This window comes from Methylobacterium sp. 4-46 (assembly GCF_000019365.1).
In the GTDB taxonomy this organism is placed as follows: Bacteria; Pseudomonadota; Alphaproteobacteria; order Rhizobiales; family Beijerinckiaceae; genus Methylobacterium.
On sequence record NC_010511.1, the window covers coordinates 3,401,618 to 3,423,556 of the forward strand.

At 73.0% G+C, this 21,939-nt stretch carries 19 protein-coding genes; 15 read left to right on the plus strand and 4 right to left on the minus strand.

Features of this window, described 5'->3' with window-relative positions:
• Positions 1-144: 144 nt before the first annotated feature.
• The gene (locus M446_RS14725; RefSeq protein ID WP_012332886.1) at positions 145-2,667 is read right to left on the minus strand and encodes a glycogen/starch/alpha-glucan phosphorylase; all 2,523 of its coding nucleotides are present in this window, start codon (positions 2,665-2,667) and stop codon (positions 145-147) included.
• A 519-nt stretch (positions 2,668-3,186) separates the two neighbouring features.
• On the opposite strand from M446_RS14725, the gene M446_RS14730 reads away from it, so the two are divergent.
• Both M446_RS14730 and glgA read left to right on the plus strand, forming a co-directional pair.
• Positions 3,187-4,794 (plus strand): alpha-amylase family glycosyl hydrolase, encoded by a 1,608-nt coding sequence (locus tag M446_RS14730; RefSeq protein WP_012332887.1) that lies wholly within the window; start codon positions 3,187-3,189, stop codon positions 4,792-4,794.
• A 227-nt stretch (positions 4,795-5,021) separates the two neighbouring features.
• Positions 5,022-6,551 (plus strand): glycogen synthase GlgA, encoded by a 1,530-nt coding sequence (gene glgA, locus M446_RS14735; protein ID WP_012332888.1) that lies wholly within the window; start codon positions 5,022-5,024, stop codon positions 6,549-6,551.
• A 139-nt stretch (positions 6,552-6,690) separates the two neighbouring features.
• Here glgA and M446_RS14740 read toward each other — a convergent pair whose 3' ends face one another.
• On the minus strand, positions 6,691-8,703 hold the full coding sequence (locus M446_RS14740; RefSeq protein ID WP_012332889.1) for a 4Fe-4S binding protein: 2,013 nt from the start codon (positions 8,701-8,703) through the stop codon (positions 6,691-6,693).
• Between the two features lie 145 nt (positions 8,704-8,848).
• On the opposite strand from M446_RS14740, the gene M446_RS14745 reads away from it, so the two are divergent.
• The 12 genes from M446_RS14745 to M446_RS14800 all read left to right on the plus strand — a co-directional run bounded on the left by M446_RS14745 (position 8,849) and on the right by M446_RS14800 (position 19,010).
• On the plus strand, positions 8,849-9,604 hold the full coding sequence (locus M446_RS14745) for a biotin/lipoate--protein ligase family protein (RefSeq protein ID WP_012332890.1): 756 nt from the start codon (positions 8,849-8,851) through the stop codon (positions 9,602-9,604).
• Positions 9,601-10,164 carry a DUF6505 family protein gene (locus M446_RS14750; RefSeq protein WP_012332891.1) on the plus strand — a complete coding sequence of 188 codons (564 nt, stop codon included), beginning with the start codon at positions 9,601-9,603 and terminating at the stop codon, positions 10,162-10,164. Before M446_RS14745 ends, M446_RS14750 begins: the two co-directional genes overlap by 4 nt.
• Positions 10,161-11,180, plus strand: a complete 1,020-nt coding sequence (locus M446_RS14755) for a DUF6352 family protein (RefSeq protein WP_012332892.1) — start codon at positions 10,161-10,163, stop codon at positions 11,178-11,180. The genes M446_RS14750 and M446_RS14755 overlap by 4 nt, the downstream gene beginning before the upstream one ends.
• The gene (locus M446_RS14760) at positions 11,177-11,704 is read left to right on the plus strand and encodes a DUF3305 domain-containing protein (RefSeq protein ID WP_012332893.1); all 528 of its coding nucleotides are present in this window, start codon (positions 11,177-11,179) and stop codon (positions 11,702-11,704) included. The genes M446_RS14755 and M446_RS14760 overlap by 4 nt, the downstream gene beginning before the upstream one ends.
• Complete coding sequence (locus tag M446_RS14765) at positions 11,701-12,402, plus strand: DUF3306 domain-containing protein (protein WP_012332894.1); 702 nt, start codon at positions 11,701-11,703, stop codon at positions 12,400-12,402. The genes M446_RS14760 and M446_RS14765 overlap by 4 nt, the downstream gene beginning before the upstream one ends.
• A 132-nt stretch (positions 12,403-12,534) precedes the next feature.
• Positions 12,535-13,140, plus strand: a complete 606-nt coding sequence (locus M446_RS14770) for a molecular chaperone (RefSeq protein WP_012332895.1) — start codon at positions 12,535-12,537, stop codon at positions 13,138-13,140.
• Positions 13,141-13,169: 29 nt separating this feature from the next.
• Positions 13,170-13,388 (plus strand): formate dehydrogenase, encoded by a 219-nt coding sequence (locus tag M446_RS14775; protein ID WP_012332896.1) that lies wholly within the window; start codon positions 13,170-13,172, stop codon positions 13,386-13,388.
• A 7-nt stretch (positions 13,389-13,395) separates the two neighbouring features.
• Positions 13,396-16,359 carry a formate dehydrogenase subunit alpha gene (locus tag M446_RS14780; RefSeq protein ID WP_012332897.1) on the plus strand — a complete coding sequence of 988 codons (2,964 nt, stop codon included), beginning with the start codon at positions 13,396-13,398 and terminating at the stop codon, positions 16,357-16,359.
• 18 nt (positions 16,360-16,377) lie between these two features.
• On the plus strand, positions 16,378-16,974 hold the full coding sequence (gene fdh3B, locus M446_RS14785; RefSeq protein ID WP_012332898.1) for a formate dehydrogenase FDH3 subunit beta: 597 nt from the start codon (positions 16,378-16,380) through the stop codon (positions 16,972-16,974).
• A gap of 23 nt (positions 16,975-16,997) precedes the next feature.
• Positions 16,998-18,017 carry a formate dehydrogenase subunit gamma gene (locus M446_RS14790; RefSeq protein WP_012332899.1) on the plus strand — a complete coding sequence of 340 codons (1,020 nt, stop codon included), beginning with the start codon at positions 16,998-17,000 and terminating at the stop codon, positions 18,015-18,017.
• 124 nt (positions 18,018-18,141) lie between these two features.
• The gene (locus M446_RS14795) at positions 18,142-18,354 is read left to right on the plus strand and encodes a hypothetical protein (protein WP_012332900.1); all 213 of its coding nucleotides are present in this window, start codon (positions 18,142-18,144) and stop codon (positions 18,352-18,354) included.
• A 20-nt stretch (positions 18,355-18,374) separates the two neighbouring features.
• Positions 18,375-19,010, plus strand: a complete 636-nt coding sequence (locus tag M446_RS14800) for a hypothetical protein (RefSeq protein ID WP_012332901.1) — start codon at positions 18,375-18,377, stop codon at positions 19,008-19,010.
• A gap of 97 nt (positions 19,011-19,107) precedes the next feature.
• Here the strand turns inward: M446_RS14800 and M446_RS14805 are convergent, their stop codons facing one another.
• Together M446_RS14805 and M446_RS14810 are read right to left on the minus strand one after the other, a co-directional pair.
• Positions 19,108-19,716 (minus strand): alpha/beta hydrolase, encoded by a 609-nt coding sequence (locus M446_RS14805; RefSeq protein WP_012332902.1) that lies wholly within the window; start codon positions 19,714-19,716, stop codon positions 19,108-19,110.
• Positions 19,717-19,937: 221 nt separating this feature from the next.
• Complete coding sequence (locus M446_RS14810) at positions 19,938-20,864, minus strand: ring-cleaving dioxygenase (protein ID WP_012332903.1); 927 nt, start codon at positions 20,862-20,864, stop codon at positions 19,938-19,940.
• Between the two features lie 162 nt (positions 20,865-21,026).
• On the opposite strand from M446_RS14810, the gene M446_RS14815 reads away from it, so the two are divergent.
• Complete coding sequence (locus tag M446_RS14815) at positions 21,027-21,932, plus strand: LysR family transcriptional regulator (protein WP_012332904.1); 906 nt, start codon at positions 21,027-21,029, stop codon at positions 21,930-21,932.
• Positions 21,933-21,939 lie beyond the last annotated feature (7 nt).

Here is a 21,939-nt window from a genome sequence, read left to right on the forward strand (position 1 = left end):
GGGGCACGCCCCGTCGGGTTCTCCGGCCGGATCCTCGGCGGAGTTGCGCCGGGCAACTCTGCTTCACTGTCCTTCGTGCATCGTTTTCGCTGACGCGGTGCTTCGGTTCGCCGCCGAACCGGTGGCCGCTTCGACGCACGATGCTTAGCCGACCCGCACCCGCCAGATGTCCTCGGCGTATTCCCGCATGGTGCGGTCCGAGGAGAACCACGCCGTTCGGGCGGTGTTGAGGATCGCCGCCCGCCACCAGCCGCGCGGATCGCGCCACGCGGCGTCGACCGCGCGCTGGACCCGCCAGTAATCGTCGAAATCGGCGGTCAGCAGGTAGCGGTCCGGGCCGGCGAGTTCGTCCACGAGCGGCCTGAACCGGCCCGGCTCCTCGGGCGAGAAGCCCCCGGAGGCGACGAGGTCGAGGGCGGCCGCCAGCCGCGGCGAGGCCGCGATCGCCCGCTCCGCGTGGCCGCCCTGCGCCTTGGTGGCCCGCACCCCGGCCGCGTCGAGGCCGAAGATGAAGATGTTCTCGGCCCCGACATGCTCCCTGATCTCGATGTTGGCGCCGTCGAGGGTGCCGATCGTCAGCGCGCCGTTGAGCGCGAGCTTCATGTTGCCGGTGCCGGAGGCTTCGAGCCCCGCCGTCGAGATCTGCTCGGAGAGGTCGGCCGCCGGGATGATCGCCTCGGCGAGGCTGACCGAGTAGTTCGGCAGGAAGGCGACCTGCAGCCGGCCCGCCACCGCCGGATCGGCGTTGACGCGCTTGGCCACGTCGCAGGCAAGCCGGATGATCAGCTTGGCTTGGCTGTAGCTCGGCGCCGCCTTGCCGCCGAAGAGCTTCACCCGGGCCGGCCAGTCGCGCCCCGGCTCGGCGAGGATCGCCTGGTAGAGCGCCACCGTCTCTAGGATGTTGAGGAGCTGGCGCTTGTACTCGTGGATGCGCTTGATCTGGACGTCGAACAGGGCGGCCGGATCGAGGGCGATGCCGGTGCGCTCCCTCACGACCCGGGCCAGGGCCTCCTTGCGCTCGCGCCGCACGGCGGCGTAGCGCGCCTGGAAACCGGCATCGTCGGCGACCGCGGCGAGCCCGGCGAGGGCGGTCGGATCGTCGAGGAGCGCCTCGCCCACCACCTCCGCGGCGAGCGCGGTCAGGCCCGGATTGGCGTTGTGGAGCCAGCGCCGGAAGGTGATGCCGTTCGTCTTGTTGACGATCTTGTCGGTGTCGAGGGCGTGGAGGGGCGCGAAGACCGTCCTGCGCATCAGCTCCGTGTGCAGGGCGGAGACGCCGTTCACCCGGCGCGCGCCCAGGAAGGCGAGGTGGCCCATGCGCACGCGCTTGCCGTGCGTCTCCTCGATCAGCGAGACCTCGGCGAGCTGGCCCGCATCGACCCGGCCGTGCTTGGAGAGCTCCTCCAGGTGCATCCAGTTGATCAGGTAGATGATCTGCATGTGGCGCGGCAGCAGCCGCTCCATCAGCTCGACCGGCCAGGTCTCCAGCGCCTCGGGCAGGAGCGTGTGGTTCGTGTAGCCGAGGGTGTGCGTGGTGACGTGCCACGCATCCTCCCAGGACAGGCCGTGCTCGTCCACGAGGAGCCGCATCAGCTCCGGCACCGCGATGGCCGGATGGGTGTCGTTGAGCTGGATCGCCGCGTGGTCGGGCAGCGTGCGCAGGTCGCCGCGCTCGACGACGTGGCGGCGCACGAGGTCCTGCAGCGAGGCCGAGGTGAAGAAGAATTCCTGGCGCAGGCGCAGCTCCTGCCCGGCCGGCGTGCCGTCGCTCGGGTAGAGCACCCGGGAGATCGCCTCGACCCGGTCGCGCTCGGCCATCGCCCCGACATGGTCGCCGCCGTTGAAGCGGGCGAGGTCGACGGGCTCGGCGGCCCGCGCCTGCCACAGGCGCAGCACGTTGACGTGCCTGCCCCGGAATCCGACCACCGGCGTGTCGAAGGGCACGGCCCGCACGATCTCGGCCGGGCGCCAGACGCGGCGGATCGCGCCGTCCGGCAGCACCGTCATGGCGACATCGCCGCCGAACCCGACCTGGCAGGCCGCGTCGGGCCGCTCGAACTCCCAGGGATTGCCCTCGGCGAGCCAGGTCTCGGGCACCTCGCGCTGGACGCCGTCCTCGATCAGCTGCCGGAACAGGCCGTGGTCGTAGCGGATGCCGTAGCCGTAGGCCGGAATCGCGAGGCTCGCCATGCTCTCCATGAAGCAGGCGGCGAGCCGGCCCAGGCCCCCGTTGCCGAGCGCCGCGTCGGGCTCGGCGCCCGCCACCGCGTCGAGATCGACGCCGAGCGAGGCCAGGGCCGCCCGCGCCGTCCCGGTCAGGCCGAGATTGCCCATCACGTCGGAGAGGAGCCGCCCGATCAGGAACTCGAGCGACAGGTAGTGCACGCGCTTGGGCGGCACCGCCGGGCTGTCCGAGGCCAGGCAGGCATCCACGACCCGGTCGCGCAGGGCGAGCGCGGTCGCGACGAACCAGTCGCGGTCGCGGGCGGTCGCGGGCGACCTGCCGAGCGCGTAGGCGAGCTTGCCCAGAATTGCATCGCGCAGGAGCGAGACATCGTCCGCGCTGGACGGAGGGCTCGCGGCCGGCGGCCGCCAGAACAGCTGCGGCTCGGCCGCAGGGGCGGTCTCTGGTCGCCGATCACCGGCCAGTAGAGCTTCGTTCAGCACCTCGGAACCCCCTTCAGCGCCGACGATCCTCTTCTCTGCCCCGCGCTCTTGGTCGCGTTGCGGGCAGCAGATCATCGGCCGAACTGCTTCATCGTGTGACGTCTTTTTCATCATGTCGAGACGGCCGGAGCGCTTGACGACAAGTCTCCCGGCGTGTGGCCGTCGCGACACGTGGCACCGAAACCCGACGCGACTGTGGCCGAGGCGGGCTGAAGGCGTCATGAACGGTCGCGACGCCCCGGAAGCCGTGCCGTTCGGACGGGTTTCCCGCAGAGTCAGGGCGGATCATCGCCCACGAACGCCGTGGCCGCGGTGCGGTTCCTCACGCCCCGGGGTCGCGGGGAGCGTCGGCGAACCGTCACGGGGGGCGGCTAGCCTGCCGCGGCGCGGGAACCGCCGCCGCCCTTTCGGTTTGCATGGTTTCGATTTGCTTGACCGGGCGCCGCGCGCAAGCCCGCCCGCGCGCCGCGCCCGGACGCGGCCCCGCCCCTGAACCCGCGACGCGCACGGAGGCGAGCGATGCCCGGTGAACTCTGGTGGAAGGCCGGGACGGTCTACCAAATCTATCCCCGCTCCTTCCAGGACGCGAACGGCGACGGGGTCGGCGACCTCAAGGGCATCACCGCCCGGCTCGACTACCTCGCCTGGCTCGGGGTCGACGCGCTCTGGCTCTCGCCGGTCTGCCGCTCGCCGATGGCCGATTACGGCTACGACGTCTCCGATTACTGCGACATCGACCCGCTCTTCGGCACGCTCGCGGATTTCGACGCGCTCGTCGCCGAGGCGCACCGGCGCCGCCTGCGGGTGATCATGGATTTCGTGCCCAACCACACCTCGATCGCGCATCCGTGGTTCCGCGAGAGCCGCGCCTCCCGCGACAACGCGCGGCGCGACTGGTACATCTGGCGCGACCCGAAGCCCGACGGCGCGCCCCCCAACAACTGGGTGGGCAATTTCGGCGGGCCGGCCTGGACCCTCGACCCGGCCACCGGTCAGTCCTACTACCACGCCTTCCTGAAGGAGCAGCCCGACCTCAACTGGCGCAACCCGGAGGTGCGCCGGGCCATGCTGGACGTGCTGCGCTTCTGGCTCGACCGCGGCGTCGACGGGTTCCGGGTCGACGTGATCTGGCACCTGATCAAGGACGCCGCGCTGCGGGACAACCCGCCGAACCCCGACTACGTCCCGGGCGACGCCGAGATCAACAGCCTCACGCCCCTCTACTCCGCCGACCAGCCGGAGGTGATGGAGGTCGTCGCCGAGATGCGCGCGGTGCTCGACGGCTACGACGAGCGGGTGCTGATCGGCGAGATCTATCTGCCGCTGGAGCGGCTGATGGCCTATTACGGCGTCGACCTGTCCGGCGCGCACCTGCCGTTCAACTTTCAGTTGATCCAGGCCCGCTGGCACGCCGAGACGATCGCCGCGCTCGTCGCCGAGTACGAGGCGGCCCTGCCGGAGGGCGGCTGGCCGAACTGGGTGCTCGGCAACCACGACCAGCCGCGCATCGCCGCCCGCGTCGGGGCCGCGCAGGCCCGGGTCGCCGCGGTGCTGCTCCTCACCCTGCGGGGCACGCCGACGCTCTATTACGGCGACGAGATCGGGCTCGCCCGCGTGCCGATCCCGCCCGGGCGGGCGCGCGACCCCTGGGAGCGCAACGAGCCCGGCCGCGGCCGCGACCCGGCGCGCACGCCGATGCAGTGGGACCGCACGCCCCGGGCGGGGTTCTCCAGCGCCGAGCCGTGGCTGCCGCTCGATCCCGGGGCCGCGACCTGCAACGTCGAGGTGCTGCGCGACGATCCCGGCTCGATCCTCACCCTCTACCGCCGCCTCCTGGCCCTGCGGCGCGAGCACGCCGCCCTGAGCCTCGGCCTCTACCGGGCGGTCTTTGTCGCGCGGGACGTCCTCGTCTACGAGCGCGCGCACGGGGACGAGGTCCTGCGCATCCTCCTGAATTTCGGGCACGCCCCTTGCACCGTGCCGCTGCCGCCGGATCACGCCTGGCGCGTCCTGCTGTCGAGTTCGGGCAGCCGCATCGCCGAGAGGCCGGCCGACGGCCATCTCGCACTCGCGGGAGACGAGGCCCTCGTCCTCCTGAGGGAGCCGCTTTCACCCGAAAATGTCTAGCTTCACTTAAGTGAAACTTCGCGGAAATTCCGTCGAAGCTCTGCCACGCGGGTCAGAAACTCTCGGTTTCGCACGATATCGCGCGATTTACGCTTGAATCCCTGCTGCGATGCGATATTGTGCAACGCGGCGGAACCGGACGCGCAAGCGCGCGTTGCCGGCCAAACACAGGCGCCGTGGCGACGTCCGCCAGCATCCTTGCGGCCCGCGGCGTGGGGGCATTCTCGATGATCGGCTCGGCGTGCGCGCGCTCCGTTTCCCCTGCGCCGGTCCCGTCGTCACCATCCCCCTTCCTCCGCAGCCCCGGCTCGCTGCGCCAGCGCATCCTCTTCGCCACGCCCGAGATGGCGGATTTCCTGAAGACCGGCGGCCTCGGCGAGGTGGCGGCGGCGCTGCCGCGGGCGCTGCGCCAGCACTACGACGTGCGCATCCTGATCCCGGGCTACCGCCAGGTCGTCGACCGCTACGCCGACATCCCGGTCGTCGCCCAGCTGCCGGGCCGGGACGGGCTCGCGCCCTCGGCGCTCGGCCTCGTCGAGACCGGGGACGGCATGCCGGTCTACGTGCTGCTCAACGCCGAGCTCTACGACCGGGCGGGCTCGCCCTACGGCGACCAGGGCGGCGACTTCGCCGACAACGACCTGCGCTTCGCGCGCCTCAGCCTCGCCGCCGTGGAACTCGCGAAGGGTGCCGATCCGGACTGGCAGGCCGACCTCCTCCACCTCAACGACTGGCAGACGGCGCTCGCCCCCGCCTACCTGGCCTGGCAGGGCCTGCGGGTGCCGAGCATCCTCACCGTGCACAACCTCGCCTATCAGGGTCTGTTCCCGCGGGAGAATCTCGCCCGGCTCGGCGTGCCAGAGGGCGCCTTCCAGATCGACGGCGTCGAGTTCTACGGCAAGCTCTCCTTCCTGAAAGCGGGGCTGTTCTACGCCTCGCACGTGACGACGGTGAGCGAGACCTACGCGCAGGAGATCACCTCGCCGGAATTCGGCTGCGGCCTCGACGGGCTGCTGCGCACCCGGGCCGGCCAGGGCCGCCTCACCGGAATCCTCAACGGGATCGACGAGATCTGGGATCCGCGGACGGACCCCCATCTCGCCACCGCCTTCGAGGCGGATGACTGGAAGGGCAAGCGCGCGAACGCCGACGCGGTGCGCGAGCGCTTCGGGCTCGGCGTCTCGCGCGGCCCGCTCTTCGCGATCGTGTCGCGGCTCGTCCACCAGAAGGGTGTCGACCTCACGCTCGCGGCGGCGGAAGCGATCGTGGCGGAGGGCGGCCAGCTCGTCGTCACCGGCCAGGGCGAGCCGCGCTTCGAGAGCGCCTTCATGGACCTCGCGCGCCGTCACCCGGGGGCGGTGGGCGTGCGGATCGGCTTCGACGAGACCGACGCGCACCGGATGTTCGCGGGCAGCGACTTCCTGCTGATGCCGTCGCGCTTCGAGCCCTGCGGGCTGGCCCAGATGTACGCGCAGCGCTTCGGCTCGCTGCCGATCGCGCGCCGGGTCGGCGGCCTCGCCGACACGGTGGAGGACGGGGTCACGGGCTTCCTGTTCGGCGAGGCGACGCTGAAGGGCCTCACCGGCGCGATCCGCCGCGCCCTCGACACCTTCGCGTCGAAGCGCCACCTCAACACGATGCGGCGCACCGCGATGGCCCGCACCTTCGGCTGGGACAAGGCGGCGCTGAGCTACAGCGGCCTCTACGCCCGCACCATGGGCAACGGCGTCGAGATGCTGCGCCCGCGGGCGGCGTGAGGGCCGGATCCTCCAGGCCCGTCCTCGCGCCGAGAGATCGAACGCCTCCCGATGTCCGGCCCTCACACGCGCGCGATGACGCGATGATCCGGGATCCGCTTGATCAAGCGGATCCCGGATTATCCTCCGCCTCCGGGCCTCAGCCCCGCTCGCGCAGGTAATCCTCGGTCGTCCGCGGCGGCGGGGCGGCGTGGGGGTCGAAGCCCTCGGCGAGCACGTGGGAGACCCGGCAGGTCTCGCACATCATCAGCGCGCGCAGGCGGTCCTGGCCGGCCGTCCCGGCGAACATCCAGTGCTTGTCCTGCAGCCGCCCGATGATCCGCTCGACCGTGCTGCGGGTGCCGAACGGCTTGGCGCAGGCCACGCAGGCGAACGGCTCCTCCTCCTTGAGGACGCGGCGCGGCGCCGCCCAGGCCGCGAAGTCGAGCCGCGGCTCCAGGGTGATGACGTCTTCCGGGCAGGTCGCGGCGCAGAGGCCGCACTGCACGCAGAGGCTCTCCGAGAAGCTCAGGAGCGGACGGTCCGGATCGTCGCTGAGCGCGCCGGTCGGGCAGGCGCCCACGCAGGCGTGGCAGAGCGTGCAGGCCTCGGTGCGGAAGTCGAGCCCGCCGAAGGGCGCCCCGGGATCGAGGGGGATCCGGTCGACCGGGCGCGGCGCCGCGTGGTGCAATTCGCGAAGGGTGAGCCGCAGCACCTCGCGCGCCTCCCCCTCCGGCACGAAGCCCGCCGGCGCGGCCGTCGCGGTGCCGCGGGGGCCCGCCGCCAGCGCCGCCCCGAGCGCGTCCGGGTCGTCGGTCTCGATCAGCGACACGACCGGGGCGCCGTCCGGGGGGCCGTAGCCCAGCGCCTGCAGGATCGCGTCGGCCCGCGCCAGGACGCCCCGGAGCGGGGTTAGGTCGTGCTTCGGCCGCGCCCGCGCCAGGAGCCGCACCCCGGTCGCCCCGAAGGCGAAGGCGCCGGTGAGCAGGTCGAGCCCGGCCTGAGTCACCTCGTTGACCCTGATCGGCAGGACGTGGGCCGGCAGGCCGGCGCCGAAGCGGGCGAGCGCGTCGATCAGCGCCTCGCCGTGATCGCCGTCGTGGAGGAGCACCACGGCGCCCTCCCCGCCCGCTGCCGCGTAGGCGCGCAGGAGGCGGCGAAGGCGCCGCAGCAGCGCGTCGGCGGGCGGGAGCGTGGCGGCGGCCGCGCCGGTCGGGCAGACCGAGGCGCAGGATCCGCAGCCCGCGCACACGAAGGGATCGACCGCCACGTGGTCGCCGGCCGGCGCGATCGCCCCGGTCGGGCAGACGTCGAGGCAGCGGCTGCAGCCGGTGATGCGCGAGCGCGCATGCGCGCAGAGCCCGTCCTTGAAGGCGATGAAGCGGGTCTTGTCGAAGGTGCCGACGAGGTGCGAGGCCTCGAACAAGACCGCGGCCACGGCCGCCGGGTCGCGGGGATCCGCCCGCAGGTAGCCGCTGCGCAGGGCGTGGGCCGGGAAGAGCGGCGCCTCCCCCGAGACGTCGATCACGATGTCGCAGGTCGAGGTCGCGCCGTCGTGGCCTTCCCCGAACAGGAGGCGCTCCCGCGAGGAGGGGCGCGGCAGGGCGTAGGCGTCGATGCCGAGCGTGAAAGCGCCGAGATGCCCGCCGGCCCGGCGGATCGTGCCCTTGAGGACCGGGAACTCCGCCCCGCGCGGGGGCACCACGTCGCCGGGCCGGGTCAGCAGCACCGTGACGTCGAGGTGGTCGGCGAGGCGGCGCCCGACCTCGATCGCGGTCTCGTCCCGCCCGTAGACGAGCGCCACGCCCCGGCTCTCGAAGCTCACCACGGGCGCGGGCGGCATCGGCTCCGCGGCGGCGGCGAGGAGCGCCGCCATCTTGGGGCCGGCCGCGGCGCCCTCGGCGGACCAGCCCGCCGCCTCGCGGATGTTGGCGTAGGCGACGCGGTCCTGCGCCCCGACCTCCTCGGCCAGTTCGTCGAAGAGCGGGGCCTGCAGGGTGCAGGCCAGGGTCACCGGATCGCCGGAGGCGAGGAGCCGGCGCGCGCGGTCGAGCTCGCGGGTGCAGAGCGCCTCGCCGGTCTCGACCCGGCCGCCGCAGCCGCGGCCGATCGCCTCCGCGTCGAGCGGGATGGTCCCCTCGCAGGAACAGGCAATCACGACGCGATCCGGCACGGTGTTGTCCTCGGCCTCGACTGGAATTCGGGCCTCTTGCAGGCCGTCCCGCCCCTATATAGGAGGCGTTGAAAAGTGCGACCCGACACGTGCGCGCAGGGTTGTTCCGGCGCGCGGGGGTTCTCCGCCGCGGGGGTTCTCCGCCATGTCCGCCGCCCATTCCGCCACGCCGCAGATCCTCGCGACCGGCCTGATGCTGCCGCCGCCCTTCACCCTGGTCACGCTCGATCCGCCCGGATCGGCGCAGGCCGAGGCCTGCCGCCGGGCCGCGGACGCGGACGCGGCCGGCACCCTCGTCCTCTCGGCCGGGGAGCGCGTGATCGAGGCGGCGGTCGTGCTCGCCCCCGAGGAGCCCCTCCGCCTCGCCCGCCGCGCGGCGCTGATCGGGATGGGCGCGCTCGCCGACGCGCTCGGCAGCCACGCCCCGCCCGACAAGCCGGTCGCGGTCGAGTGGCCGCTGACCCTGCGCTTCGACGGGGCGCGCCTCGGCGGCGGGCGCCTCGCCTGGCCGGAGGGCTGCGGCGAGGACGAGGTGCCGGACTGGCTCGTCTTCTCCTGCATGCTGATCGCCTCGAAGCGTCACGCCGGCGATCCCGGCCTCACGCCGGACTCGACCTCGCTGGAGGAGGAGGGGTTCGCGCCCGAGACCGCCGGGCCGATCGTCGAGAGCTTCGCCCAGTACCTGATGAAGGGCCTCTCCGACCTGGAGGAGGACGGCTTCGCCTTCGCCCTCGCGCGCTACCGCGCCGTCCTGGCCGAGCCGCCGGGCGAGCGCCTCACCATCGACGGGCACGGCGACGCCCTGGCGGTCGGCCCGGAGGGGACGCGCCCGCGGCCGCTCGGGGAGGCGCTGCGCGCGCCCGCCTGGCTCGATCCGGCGACCGGAGCACCGCGCCTGTGACCCGCCTGAAGCTGCCCCGCACGCTGCGCCTCGACGCCTCCGACACGCTCGTCTTCGCGCGGGCCGCCGAGCCCGGCGAATGGGCGGTGACCGGCTCCTTCCTGTTCCTCGACGCCGATCCGGCCGCCCTGGCGCCCAAGGCGCGGATCGCCTTCCGCTCCGGCTTCCTCGGCATCGCCTCGTTCGGCTTCTCGACCCTCGTGGTGGTCAGCGAGGCGAGCGAGGCCGAGCGGGAGGCCGCCACCGAGGCGCTCGCGGCCCAGATCCACGCGCGGCTCGGCGCCCCGAGCCTCGCCGCCGCGCGGGAGGCCGCGGCCGAGGAGATCGCCGCCGCCGCCGCCCTCTGCCAGCCTCCGGTGAATTCCGTTCTGGCGCTCCACCGCGCCGTCGAGGCCGGGGAGATCCGCGAGCAGTACCGGGTGCTGCGCCCCCGCGAGGGGGCCGTGCCGGGCGCCGACCGCCGCCACGCCTACGCGCGCGCCTTCGACTTCGCCGAGACCGACGACGAGCCCGAGGAGGCGGTCGACCTCGTCGGCCTGATGGGGAGCCGGGCGCCGTGACGGAATTCTGGGTCTCGAGCGGCCACCACCTCGCCCGGCGCCAGGAGGGCGGCGGGCTCGCGGTGACGGACGAGCTGCTCCTCGCCTACCTGGCGCGGCCGGAACTCGTGCCCCCGCCGGAGGCCTGCGCGGCCGAGCGGGCGCTGCACGCGCGCCTGCGGGCCGCGCCGCGCCGCGTCGTGGCGCCGGAGGAGGTCGCCGCCGTCGCGGATGCCGACGCGCGCGAGAATTGGCAGGTCGTGCTCGCCTTCCGCGACCGGCTGCTGGCGGCCCGTTCGGTTGAGGACGCGTATCTCGACCTCGTGCGCCGGGGCGGCGGGGGGACGCCGCCGCTCTTCCTCAACCAGCTCGTCCACCTCATCCTGCGCAACGCCCTCGACGGCTGCCAGGACCCCTACGTGCTGCGGGCGGGCGAGCTGTTCTTCCGTCCGCAGGCGGTCTCGGTGCAGGCGGTCTCGGCGACGGAAGGCGCGCTGCTCCTGGCGGATGCCGAGCTGGTCGACCTGGAGGAGGGCCGCGCCCGGCCCTCGCCCCTCGTCGCCATGCTGGGCCGCGAGCCGATCGGCGACCTCGACGTGCTGACGCCCGAGACGGCCTGGACCTACTGGAGCCGCTCGGACGCCTTCACGATGGCGCTCAATCTCGGCTCCGATCCGCGCAGCCGCGAGGGGCTCGCCCGGGTGATCGAGGCCTGGATCCGCCACCTCCTGCACCGCCGGGTGAGCGTGGCGCCGGTCGCCCGGATCGAGGACCGGGACTGGCGCTGGTTCGTCGGCCTCGACGCGGAGGCGACCCGGATCGGCAACGCGCTCTGGCGCGGCGAGGCCCTGCCCGAGGAGACCCGCGCCCGGGTGCTCGCCCTGTTCACGCTCGCCTTCGCGGAGACGGCCGGCCTCGACCCACGGCTGGGAGACCAGCCGGTCTACCTCCTGCTCGCCATGAATCCGGATCGCCGCGTCACCGTGAAGCCCCAGAACCTGATCGCCGGCCTCCCGCTCGTCGGAGAACCCCTGTGAGCGAGGCGGATCCGCGCCGCGCGGGCGTCGCGCCCCGCTACGAGGTCGGGGTGATCGTCGCCAAGCGCCGCCTCAAGGGGCCCTGGGCGAGCCATGCCTGGCTCCCCGTCGCCGCCCTCCCGGGCCGGCCGGAGACGCCGCCCTGGACCCGCCTCGGCGCGAGCGAGGCGGAGGAGACCTTCTACGCCGGCAGCGTCACGGTCGCGCTGCACCCGGCCGAGACCGCCCATTACGGCGACAACCTCGCCTCCGCGCAGCCCTCGCTGTGGATCGCGCTGCGCCCGGTCGGCCCGGAGACCTACGAGATCGCCACGGTGACGGCGGATCCCTACGAGGGCGAGGCGCTGGCGGAGGGGATCGGCGAGATCGTCGAGGCGGTGCCGATGCCGCCCGAGATGCAGGCCTGGCTCGCGGCCTACTACGCGGCCCACCACGTCGAGCGCCCGTTCGAGAAGCGCAAGCGCGACCGCGCCGACCCGGAGGCGCTCGCCCGCCAGGGGCGGCGCCGGGACGACGAGCGGTGAGCGGGGATTTCCTGTCGCGGTGGTCGCGCCTCAAGCGCGACGGCGCGCGCCCGGTGCGGGAGACCCCGGACCGCGCGGGCGAGACCGCGCCCCCGCCAGGGCCGGACGCGGCCGAGCCGGAGCTGCCGCCCGAGGAGCTGGCGAGGCTGCCCTCCCTCGACGCGCTGACCCCGCAGACCGACCTCGCGCAGTTCCTGCGGGCGGGCGTGCCGAGGGCGCTGCGCAACGCGGCGCTGCGGCGGATGTGGTCCCTCGACCCCGCCATCCGCGACTTCGTGAGCGAGGCCCGCGAATACGCCTGGGACTGGAACGTCCCGGGCGACGTCCCGGGCGCCGGGCCGCTCCTGCCGACCGACGACGTCGCCGCGATGGTCGAGCGCGTGATCGCGGGGGAGCCCGCCCGAGCCGCGCCCGGGCACGACCCCGCGGACGGGCCATCCGGGCGCGAGAGCGTCGTCACCCCGGCGCTCCCCGGCCCCCAAGCCCCGCCCGCTCTCGAGCTCGCGCGGGAGGAGGCCGCGCGGGAGGAGGCCGGGCGGGACGAGGCCGGGCGGGAGGAGGCCCCGGATGCGGCCGGGACCGGCCCGGACGCCCCGCCCCGCCACGCGGCGGAGCCGGCGCAGATCCGCCCGGAAGCCCCGGAAAACGCCGCGAAGCGGCGCCGCGCCCGCCGCCACGGCGGCGCGATGCCGCTTTGAGGCATTAAAAAGTAGGATTGCGGCGCGGCCGCCACGGTATATGGTGCAAATTGCAAAACGCGGCGGATCGACCGCGAGGCGAGGGTGGAGATGCGAGGGGTCGGGCACGTCGAAGTGGACCGAGCCCTCGGTGTGGACGCGTTGGTGGCGGATCAGGACCCGAATGTCGACGAGATCGACGTGCTGCGCGCGCGCCACTACGGCGGGCTCGCGGCGATCCTGGGCCAGGCGCCGGATGCGGGCCTCATCGAGGCGCTGCGCGGGGTGAGCGGCAACGATACGCCGCTCGGGCAGGCGCACGCCGCCCTGGCGGACGCGGCCGCCGAGGCCGACCTTCGCGCCGTGGAACGCGACTATTTCGAGCTCTTCATCGGCGTCGGGCGCGGCAAGATCCTGCCCTACGCGTCCTACTACCTCACCGGCTTCCTCAACGAGCGCCCGCTGGCCCGGCTGCGCGAGGATCTGGCGCGGCTCGGCATCGAGCGCGACCCGCGGGTGAGCGAACCCGAGGACCACATCGCGATCCTCCTCGAGGTGATGGCCGGGCTGGCGGAGCGGCGCTTCGGGGCGGAGTCGCCGGGCGAGCAGCTCTTCTTCGAGCGCCACCTGAAACCCTGGGCGCGCCGCCTCTTCGAGGACATCGAGACCGAGGCGGCGACGCCCCTCTACCGGGCGGTCGGCGCGCTCGGGCGGACTTTCATCGAGATCGAGACCGCCGCCTTCGCCATCGACGCGTGAGGCCGGTCACCGCAACCGAGGAGCGGGACATGGAACGGGACAGGAAGGACCAGCTTGGCCGCAGGCAATTCTTTCGCGCGCTCGGCGGTGGCACCGCGGCCGCGGCCGCGGCCCTGGTCTCGCCGCTCTCGACCGGGGAGGCCAAGGCCTACGATCCGGGCTCGGAGGAGACACGCGCACGCTACCGGGAGACGGACCACGTGAAGGCCTTCTACCGGACCAACGGCTACGAGACCCTGAAGAAGTGAGGGCGCGATGCTGAAGAAGCGCAGAGGCGGCGCCGCGGGCCGCGCGACCCCCTCCCCGGCCGCCGGCACCCACCATTCCCTGACCGCAGGCGCTCTGCCAGAGACCCTGGATCGCCGCAGCTTCCTGCGCCGCTCCGGCCTCGCCGCGGGCGGGCTCGCGGCCGCCGGGGGCCTCCAGCTCGGCGCCGTGCGTCCCGCCCGGGCCGCCGGCTCGGCGGTGAGCGGGCCCGAGGTGACGATCCGCAAGAACATCTGCACGCATTGCTCGGTCGGCTGCACGGTGACGGCCGAGGTGGTGAACGGGGTCTGGGTCGGCCAGGAACCCTCCTGGGCGAGCCCGATCAACCGCGGCACCCACTGCGCCAAGGGTGCGGCGATCCGCGAACTGGTGCACGGCGAGCGCCGCCTGAAATACCCGATCAAGCTCGAGAACGGCGAGTGGAAGCGGATCTCCTGGGAGCAGGCGATCGACGAGATCGGCGCCAAGCTCCTCGCCATCCGCGAGAAGAGCGGCGCGGATTCGGTCTACTGGCTCGGCTCTGCCAAGTTCACCAACGAAGCGGCCTACCTGTTCCGCAAGTTCGGGGCGTTCTGGGGCACCAACAACGTCGACCATCAGGCCCGGATCTGCCACTCGACCACCGTGGCGGGCGTCGCCAACACCTGGGGCTACGGCGCCCAGACCAATTCCTACAACGATATCCGCAACGCCAAGACCATGATCATCATGGGCGGCAACCCGGCCGAGGCGCATCCGATCTCGATGCAGCACGTGCTCTCGGGCAAGGAGATCAACCGGGCGAACCTGATCGTCATCGACCCGCGCTTCACCCGCACGGCCGCCCACGCCACCGAGTACGTCCGCCTGCGCTCGGGCACCGACATCCCGGTGATCTGGGGCATGCTCTGGCACATCTTCCAGAACGGCTGGGAGGACAAGGAGTTCATCCGCAGCCGCGTCTACGCCATGGAGGATGTCCGCAAGGAGGTCGCCAAGTGGACCCCCGAGGAGGTCGAGCGGGTCTCCGGCGTGCCGGGCGAGCAGCTGCGGCGCGTGGCCGAACTCTTCGCCAAGGAGAAGCCCGCGACCCTGATCTGGTGCATGGGCGCGACCCAGCACACGGTCGGCACCGCCAACGTGCGGGCCTTCTGCATCCTGTGCCTCGCGACCGGCAACGTCGGCAAGCCCGGCACGGGCGCCAACATCTTCCGCGGGCACACCAACGTCCAGGGCGCGACCGATCTCGGCCTCGATGTGACGACGCTGCCGCTCTATTACGGGCTGGTCGAGGGCGGCTGGCGGCACTGGGCCCGGGTCTGGGACGTCGAGTACGAGTGGCTGCAATCGCGCTTCGACGAGGTGCCGACGCTGGCCGGGCGCAAGGCGCGCTCGCGCAAGGAGAACATGGAGGCGCCCGGGATCACCTCGACGCGCTGGTTCGACGCCGTCACCTTGCCGGCCGACCAGGTCGACCAGCGGGCGCCCCTGCGGGCCATGATGGTGTTCGGCCACGGCGGCAACACCGTGACGCGGCTGCCCGAGGCCGTGAAGGGCATGAGCGCCCTCGACCTCCTGGTCGTGGCCGACCCGCACCCGACCACCTTCGCGGCGCTCGACGCGCGGCGGGACAACACCTACCTCTTGCCGATCTGCACCTCGCTGGAGATGGACGGGTCGCGCACGGCCTCGAACCGCTCGCTGCAATGGGGCGAGCAGATCGTGAAGCCCGCCTTCGAATCGAAGAACGACTACGAGGTGATCTACCGGCTCGCCGCCAAGCTCGGCTTCGCCGACCGGATGTTCAAGAACATCAAGGTAACGGACGGCGTGCCGGAGGCGGAGGACCTGCTGCGGGAGATCAACCGCGGCGGCTGGTCGACGGGCTATTGCGGGCAGAGCCCGGAGCGCCTGAAGGCGCACATGCGCAACCAGCACAAGTTCGATCTCGTGACGCTGCGCGCGCCCAAGGACGATCCGGAGGTCGGCGGCGACTATTACGGCCTGCCCTGGCCGTGCTGGGGCAAGCCGGAGATCCGCCATCCCGGCACGCACATCCTCTACAACACGGCCCTGCACGTGAAGGACGGCGGCGGCACCTTCCGGGCGCGGTTCGGCACCGAGCGCAACGGCCAGACCCTGCTGGCCGAGGATTCCTTCTCCGTCGGCTCCGACCTGACAGACGGCTACCCCGAATTCACCATGGGTGTCTTCAAGAAGCTCGGCTGGGACAGGGACCTGACGCCCGAGGAGATGGCCGTCATCACCCGGATCGGCGGCAATAACATCGACGCGGTGAGCTGGGCCACCGACCTGTCGGGCGGCATCCAGCGGGTCTGCCTGGAGCACGGCGTCACGCCCTTCGGCAATGGCAAGGCGAGGGCGAATGCCTGGAACCTGCCCGACCCGGTGCCGGTGCACCGGGAGCCGATCTACTCGCCCCGGCCCGACCTCGTCGCCAAGTACCCGACCCGGCCCGACGAGCGCCAGTTCCGCATGCCGAACCTCGGCTTCTCGGTCCAGAAGGCGGCGGTGGACCGCGCCGTCGCCAGGGACTTCCCGATCATCCTGTCGTCGGGCCGCCTCGTCGAGTACGAGGGCGGCGGCGAGGAGACGCGCTCGAATCCCTGGCTCGCCGAGTTGCAGCAGGACATGTTCGTGGAGGTGAACACGCAGGACGCGGCCGAGCGCGGCATCAGGGACGGGCAGTTCGTCTGGGTCTACGGGCCGGAGAACGGCGCCAAGACCAAGGTGAAGGCGCTGGTGACCGACCGGGTGGCGAAGGGCGTGGCCTGGATGCCGTTCCACTTCTCGGGCTGGTACCAGGGCAAGGACATGCGCGCCTTCTACCCGAAGGGCACCGACCCCGTGGTGCTGGGCGAGAGCGTCAACACGGTCACGACCTACGGCTTCGACCCCGTCACGGGGATGCAGGAGACCAAGGTCACCCTCTGCCAGATCCAGGCCGCGTAAGGATGTGAGGCCAAGACCATGGCGCGAATGAAGTTCCTCTGCGACGCCGACCGCTGCATCGAGTGCAACGCCTGCGTCACCGCCTGCAAGAACGAGCACGAGGTGCCCTGGGGCATCAACCGGCGCCGGGTGATCACGCTCAACGACGGCAAGCCGGGCGAGCGCTCGGTGTCGATGGCCTGCATGCACTGCACGGACGCGCCCTGCGCGGCCGTCTGCCCGGTCAACTGCTTCTACACGACGGCGGACGCGGTCGTGCTGCACTCCAAGGACCTCTGCATCGGCTGCGGCTACTGCTTCTACGCCTGCCCGTTCGGGGCGCCGCAATATCCGCGCGTCGGGAACTTCGGCTCCCGCGGCAAGATGGACAAGTGCACCTACTGCTCGGGCGGCCCGGAGCCCGACCTCTCGACGGTCGAGTACGAGAAGTACGGTTCGAACCGCCTGGCCGAGGGCAAGCTGCCGCTCTGCGCCGAGATGTGCTCGACCAAGGCCCTGCTCGCCGGCGACGGCGAGATGATCGCCCAGATCTACAAGGAGCGGGTGATCAAGCGGGGCTACGGCTCGGGGGCCTGGGGCTGGAAGACGGCCTACCGCGAGACCGTCGCGATCTGATGCCTGAACGGAAGGAAGGCGCCATGCGGCGAGGTCTGACGCATCTCGGGATCCTGGTGATGGCCGCCCTGATCTGGGCGGTCGTCGGTCTGGCCGGCCCGGCCCGCGCGGTCGACGCCCCGGACGGCGCCCCGAACCCCACCACCTCCTCGGTCAACGAGGACCTGCTGTTCCGGCAGGCCCCCAAGATCGGCGGGCGCATCTCGATTCCCGACCAGAAGGCCGCGAACCTGATCCAGCCGCAAGGGCGCGAGTGGCGGAGGTTCCACGAATCCTGGATGCCCTGGGTCGGGGGATTGGTCATCCTCGGCATCGTGGCGGCGCTCGCCCTGTTCTACTTCACCCGCGGGCGCATCCGACTCGACCACACCGAGGAATCCGGCCGCAAGCTGCTGCGCTTCAACGTGTTCGAGCGCTTCTCGCACTGGATGACGGCGTTCTGCTTCATCCTGCTGGGGCTGTCGGGGTTGAACTACATCTTCGGCAAGCGCCTGCTGATGCCGCTGATCGGGCCCGACGCCTTCGCGGCCCTGTCGCAATGGGCGAAGTACGCGCACGTCTTCCTGGCCTGGCCGTTCATGCTCGGCGTGCTGTTCATGGCCGTGCTGTGGGTGCGCGACAACATCCCCAACCGCATCGACATCGAGTGGCTGAAGAAGGGCGGCGGCTTCCTGAGCGACGCGCATCCCCACGCCGAGCGCTTCAATGCCGGCCAGAAGCTGGTCTTCTGGATGGTGGTCGGCTTCGGCACCGCCATGGGCGCCACCGGGCTGATGATGCTGTTTCCCTTCGCGCTCACCGACATCAACGGGATGCAGGTGATGCAGGTGGTGCACTCGCTGATCGGCGTCGTCTTCGTCGCCGGCATCCTGGCCCACATCTACATCGGCTCGCTCGGGATGGAGGGCGCCTACGACGCCATGGGCAGCGGCGAGGTCGATATCGCCTGGGCGCGGGTGCACCACGACCTCTGGGTCAAGGAGCAGCTCGCCAAGAACGCGGACGGGCCTCAGCTCGGCCGCGGGCAGGTGCCGGCGGAATAGCGCCCGCGCGCCGGAGCGCCGCCTCCGGCGCCCGGGTGCGCGAGGGATCGGACGGCGGGGGCCGCGGCCGCGCGAACCGATGCGGCCACGGCGCTCGCGAGGCGAGACGCGGGAGAGAGGTGCGATGAAAGCCTTCGTGGTGGCCGTGATCGTGGCCGTTGCGCTGGCGGCGGGGGCGGCCTTCGTGCTGACCGCGAACCAGGAATACGCCTACCAGGCCTTCGCGACCTCGGGGGCGCGGGTCTCGAACCCGGGAACCAACCTCGTCGGCCCGAACTGGACCGGCGACCCCAAGGATTCGGCGCCGGGCCACAAGCACCTGGAGGCGGGATCGTGACGCGAGGCGCAGACCACCCCATGGCGCATTCCCTGCTGCGCGCGGCGCTCGCCGCGTCCTGCCTGCTGCTGCCGGCGGCGTCCCTCGCCCAGAGCGATGGGGCCTCCGCGCGCGGGCCGAAGGACCTCTGCCAGGAACTCGTCGCCTTCGTGCATCCGCCCGCCCCGCCCCCGCCGCCGGCGGGCCAGCCGCAGGCGGGGCAGGCGCCGCAGGCAGGGCAGACGGGACAGGCGCCGCAGGCGGGACAGGCACCGCAGGCCGCGGGCCAGCCGCAGCCCGCCGGGCAGTCCCAGCCGTCGAACGTGGCCGTCCAGGCGCCCAACCAGGGCGGACAGGCGCCCCTGCCCTCGAACGCGGCCGGCGAGACGCAGCAGAAATCGGGCCTCAGCGGCCCGGTCCCGAATAGCGGGCCGGGCGCCGCAGGCCCGCAGGGTCAGACCCAGAACGCCGCCGCGCCGACGAGCAACCAGGCGCCGCCGCCGGCCGGCAAACCGACGCCCGCGATGATCGAGCAGGTCGACGCCGCGGCGGCGAGCAGGGACGTGGGCGCCTGCCGCTCCGCCGCGCAGGCGATGCGCCGTGCCGGGGTGGTGATGCCGGCCCCGCTCCTCGCCCTCGCGGCGCTCGACCCGAAGTTCTTCGCCGGCAACCCGTGAGCGCCCGCGCGCGGCCAGTGCGGCGCGCCATCGTCGGCCGCGTCCCGTCCAGGATGGCTGGCGCGGGCTCGCCTCCGACCCGGGTGAGCGGATCCGCTCACGCGCCCAGCCAGTCGCGCGCCCTCGCGAGGTCCGCCTGCATCAGGCCGTGGCCGCCCGGGAGCACCTCGTGGGTGACCGCCGCGCCGGCCGCCCGCAGCCGGCGGGCGAGGTCGGCGGCGTTCGCCGCCGGCACGATCGGGTCCATGCGGCCCGAGAGGATCAGCACGGGAGTGCCGCCGAGGTCGCCCGCGGGCGGGTCGGTGAGCGGCACCATGGCGCGCAGCAGGACCGCCCCGGCGAGCAGGCCCGGGTGGCGCAGCAGCAGCGCCGCCGCGATGTTGGCGCCGTTCGAGAAGCCGACCGCCACGGGCGCGGCGAGGCCGTAGACCTCCCGCGCCTCGCCCACGAAGGCGGCGAGGTCGTCGGCGCGGCGGCGCAGATCCGCCTCGTCGAACACGCCCTCGGCGAGGCGCCGGAAGAAGCGCGGCATGCCGCTCTCCAGCACCGGCCCGCGGGGCGAGAGCAGGGCGGCGCCGGGCGAGAGCGCGCGGCCGAGCGGGATCAGGTCGGATTCGTCGCCGCCGGTGCCGTGCAGGAGGAGCAGCGGGGCGCGCTCCGGCGCGGTCGCGGGCTCGTGGCGGTGGATGAATTCGGCGAGGGACATCGGGCACCTCTGCGCGCGGGCGCGGTGGGGCGGCGCGGCGGCGCGGACGCGGCGCCGACCGGCCGTGGGCTTCAGGCGAGGGCTTTCGGGGGATGCGTGCGGGGATCCCCGCACGCGGGTGCGGGGGGACCCCACACGCGGGTGCGGGGGGACCCCACACGCGGGTGCGGGGGGACCCCACACGCGGGTGCGGGGGGACCCCACACCCGGACGGGCGGGCCTCAGGCCAGCGCCGGCAACACGCGCTCGATCTCGCCGCGATGCGGCTCCAGGAAGCCCGGCAGCTTCAGCGCCTCGCCGAGATGCGCGGCGGCCTCGTCCACGGCGAAGCCGGGGCTGTCCGTCGCGATCTCGAACAGCACCCCGCCCGGCTCGCGGAAATAGACCGAGCGGAAGTAGTTGCGGTCGCGCTGCTCCGTGACCTGGACGCCGTGCGCCTCGGTCAGCCGGCGCACCATCGCGGCCTGCGCCGCGTCGTCCGCCGCCCGGAAGGCGATGTGGTGGACCGAGCCGCCGCCCGGCCGGCCCCGCAGGAACTCGCCCACCGCCCGAAGGGTCACGTGGCCGCCCCGACCGGCATCGCCGCTGAACCGCGCGAGCGCCCCCTCCCGTCCCGTCTCCGTCAGGCCGAACACGTCGGTGAGGATCCGCGCCGTCGGCCCCTCCTCGCGCAGGAGCAGGGTGACGCCGTGGAAGCCGCGGATCGCGTGCTCGGCCGGGACGTCGCCGCCGGTCCAGGCCGGCTCCGCCTCCGCGCCCGGCACCCCGACCAGGGCGAGCGCCATCCCGTCCGGGTCGCGGAAGGGCAGCACCGTCTCGCCGAAGACCCGGGCGGGCGCCTCGTGCGGCACGCCCGCCGCGATGAAGCGGTGGGTCCAGTAGCCGATCGCGCCCTGCGGCACCCGGAACGCCGTCTCCTGCGTCTCGCCGATGCCGACCCGGCCCGGCGCCACGTTGTCCCATGGGAAGAAGGTCAGGATCGTGCCGGGCGCCCCGGCCTCGTCGCCGTAATAGAGGTGGTAGGTGCCCGGATCGTCGAAATTCACCGTCCGCTTCACGAGCCGCAGGCCGAGCACGCGGGTGTAGAAGTCGAGGTTGCGGCGGGCCGGACCGGAGATCGCCGTCACGTGGTGAAGACCGTTTGCCATCTCTGCCTCCTTGGGGATCGCTCTCCTTGGGGATCGCTCCCCCGGGGATCTCCCCCGTGGCGGACCGCCTCGCGCGGTCCCGTTCGGATGAGGCGAATCTAGGATTTGCCCTCGCGGCCCGAAACGGAAACGATGGAAAGGCATCGTTTCGGAAAATGGCGAATGGCACTCCCGGATTTCGAGGCCTGGGCGATCTTCGCCCGGGTCGCCCAGGCGGGCTCCTTCTCGCGGGCCGCGGCGGAGCTCGCGCTCTCCACCGCCACGGTCTCGAAGGCGGTGAGCCGGCTGGAGGCCCGGCTCGGGGCGAGCCTGTTCCACCGCACCTCCCGGCGGCTCGCGCTCACCGAGACCGGCCGGGCGGCCCTGGAGGGCGCGGCCCGGATCGTCGCCGCCGGGGAGGCGGTGGAGGCGGATGTGCAGACCGGCGCGCGGGAGCCGCGCGGGCTCGTCCGGCTGGCGGCCCCGATGTCCTTCGGGCTGGCGCATCTGGCGCCACGCCTGCCGGACTTCCTGGCGGACTTCCCGCAGGTGTCGGTCGATCTCCACCTCAGCGACGCGCAGGTCGACCTGGTCGGCGGCGGCTTCGATCTCGGCCTGCGCATCGCGGCCCTGTCGGATTCCTCGCTGCGGGTGCGCCGCCTGTGCGGCGTGCGCCGCTCGCTGGTGGCGGCGCCCGCCTACCTCGCCCGGGCGGGCCGGCCCGGACACCCGCGCGACCTCGCCCGCCACGCCTGCCTCGGCTACGCCTACCTGCCCAATCCCGAGCGCTGGCACTTCACCGGCCCGGGGGGCGAGGTCGCGGTCGCGCCCGCGGGGCGGCTGCGGGCCAACAACGCCGACGCGCTGACCCCCGCCCTGCTGGCGGGGTTCGGCCTCGCGGTGCAGCCCGACTTCCTGATCTTCGACGACCTCGCCTCGGGCCGCCTGGAGCGGGTGCTGCCGGAATGGTCCCCTCCCCCGATCGCCCTCAACCTCGTGATGCCGCCGGGCGCCCTGCGGCCGGCGCGGGTCGTGGCGCTGATCGCCTTCCTCGAGCGTCAGTTCGCGGCCGCGCCCTGGGCGAGTTGACGGGGGA

What these genes read in the sequence shown, in the direction of transcription:
- M446_RS14815 (WP_012332904.1), top strand. Translation starts at nt 21,027, where the DNA reads ATGGCACTCCCGGATTTCGAGGCCTGGGCGATCTTCGCCCGGGTCGCC.
- M446_RS14745 (WP_012332890.1), top strand. Translation starts at nt 8,849, where the DNA reads ATGTCCGCCGCCCATTCCGCCACGCCGCAGATCCTCGCGACCGGCCTG.
- fdh3B (WP_012332898.1), top strand. Translation starts at nt 16,378, where the DNA reads ATGGCGCGAATGAAGTTCCTCTGCGACGCCGACCGCTGCATCGAGTGC.
- M446_RS14795 (WP_012332900.1), top strand. Translation starts at nt 18,142, where the DNA reads ATGAAAGCCTTCGTGGTGGCCGTGATCGTGGCCGTTGCGCTGGCGGCG.
- M446_RS14780 (WP_012332897.1), top strand. Translation starts at nt 13,396, where the DNA reads ATGCTGAAGAAGCGCAGAGGCGGCGCCGCGGGCCGCGCGACCCCCTCC.
- glgA (WP_012332888.1), top strand. Translation starts at nt 5,022, where the DNA reads ATGATCGGCTCGGCGTGCGCGCGCTCCGTTTCCCCTGCGCCGGTCCCG.
- M446_RS14730 (WP_012332887.1), top strand. Translation starts at nt 3,187, where the DNA reads ATGCCCGGTGAACTCTGGTGGAAGGCCGGGACGGTCTACCAAATCTAT.
- M446_RS14810 (WP_012332903.1), bottom strand. Translation starts at nt 20,864, where the DNA reads ATGGCAAACGGTCTTCACCACGTGACGGCGATCTCCGGTCCGGCCCGC.
- M446_RS14790 (WP_012332899.1), top strand. Translation starts at nt 16,998, where the DNA reads ATGCGGCGAGGTCTGACGCATCTCGGGATCCTGGTGATGGCCGCCCTG.
- M446_RS14775 (WP_012332896.1), top strand. Translation starts at nt 13,170, where the DNA reads ATGGAACGGGACAGGAAGGACCAGCTTGGCCGCAGGCAATTCTTTCGC.
- M446_RS14800 (WP_012332901.1), top strand. Translation starts at nt 18,375, where the DNA reads ATGGCGCATTCCCTGCTGCGCGCGGCGCTCGCCGCGTCCTGCCTGCTG.
- M446_RS14805 (WP_012332902.1), bottom strand. Translation starts at nt 19,716, where the DNA reads ATGTCCCTCGCCGAATTCATCCACCGCCACGAGCCCGCGACCGCGCCG.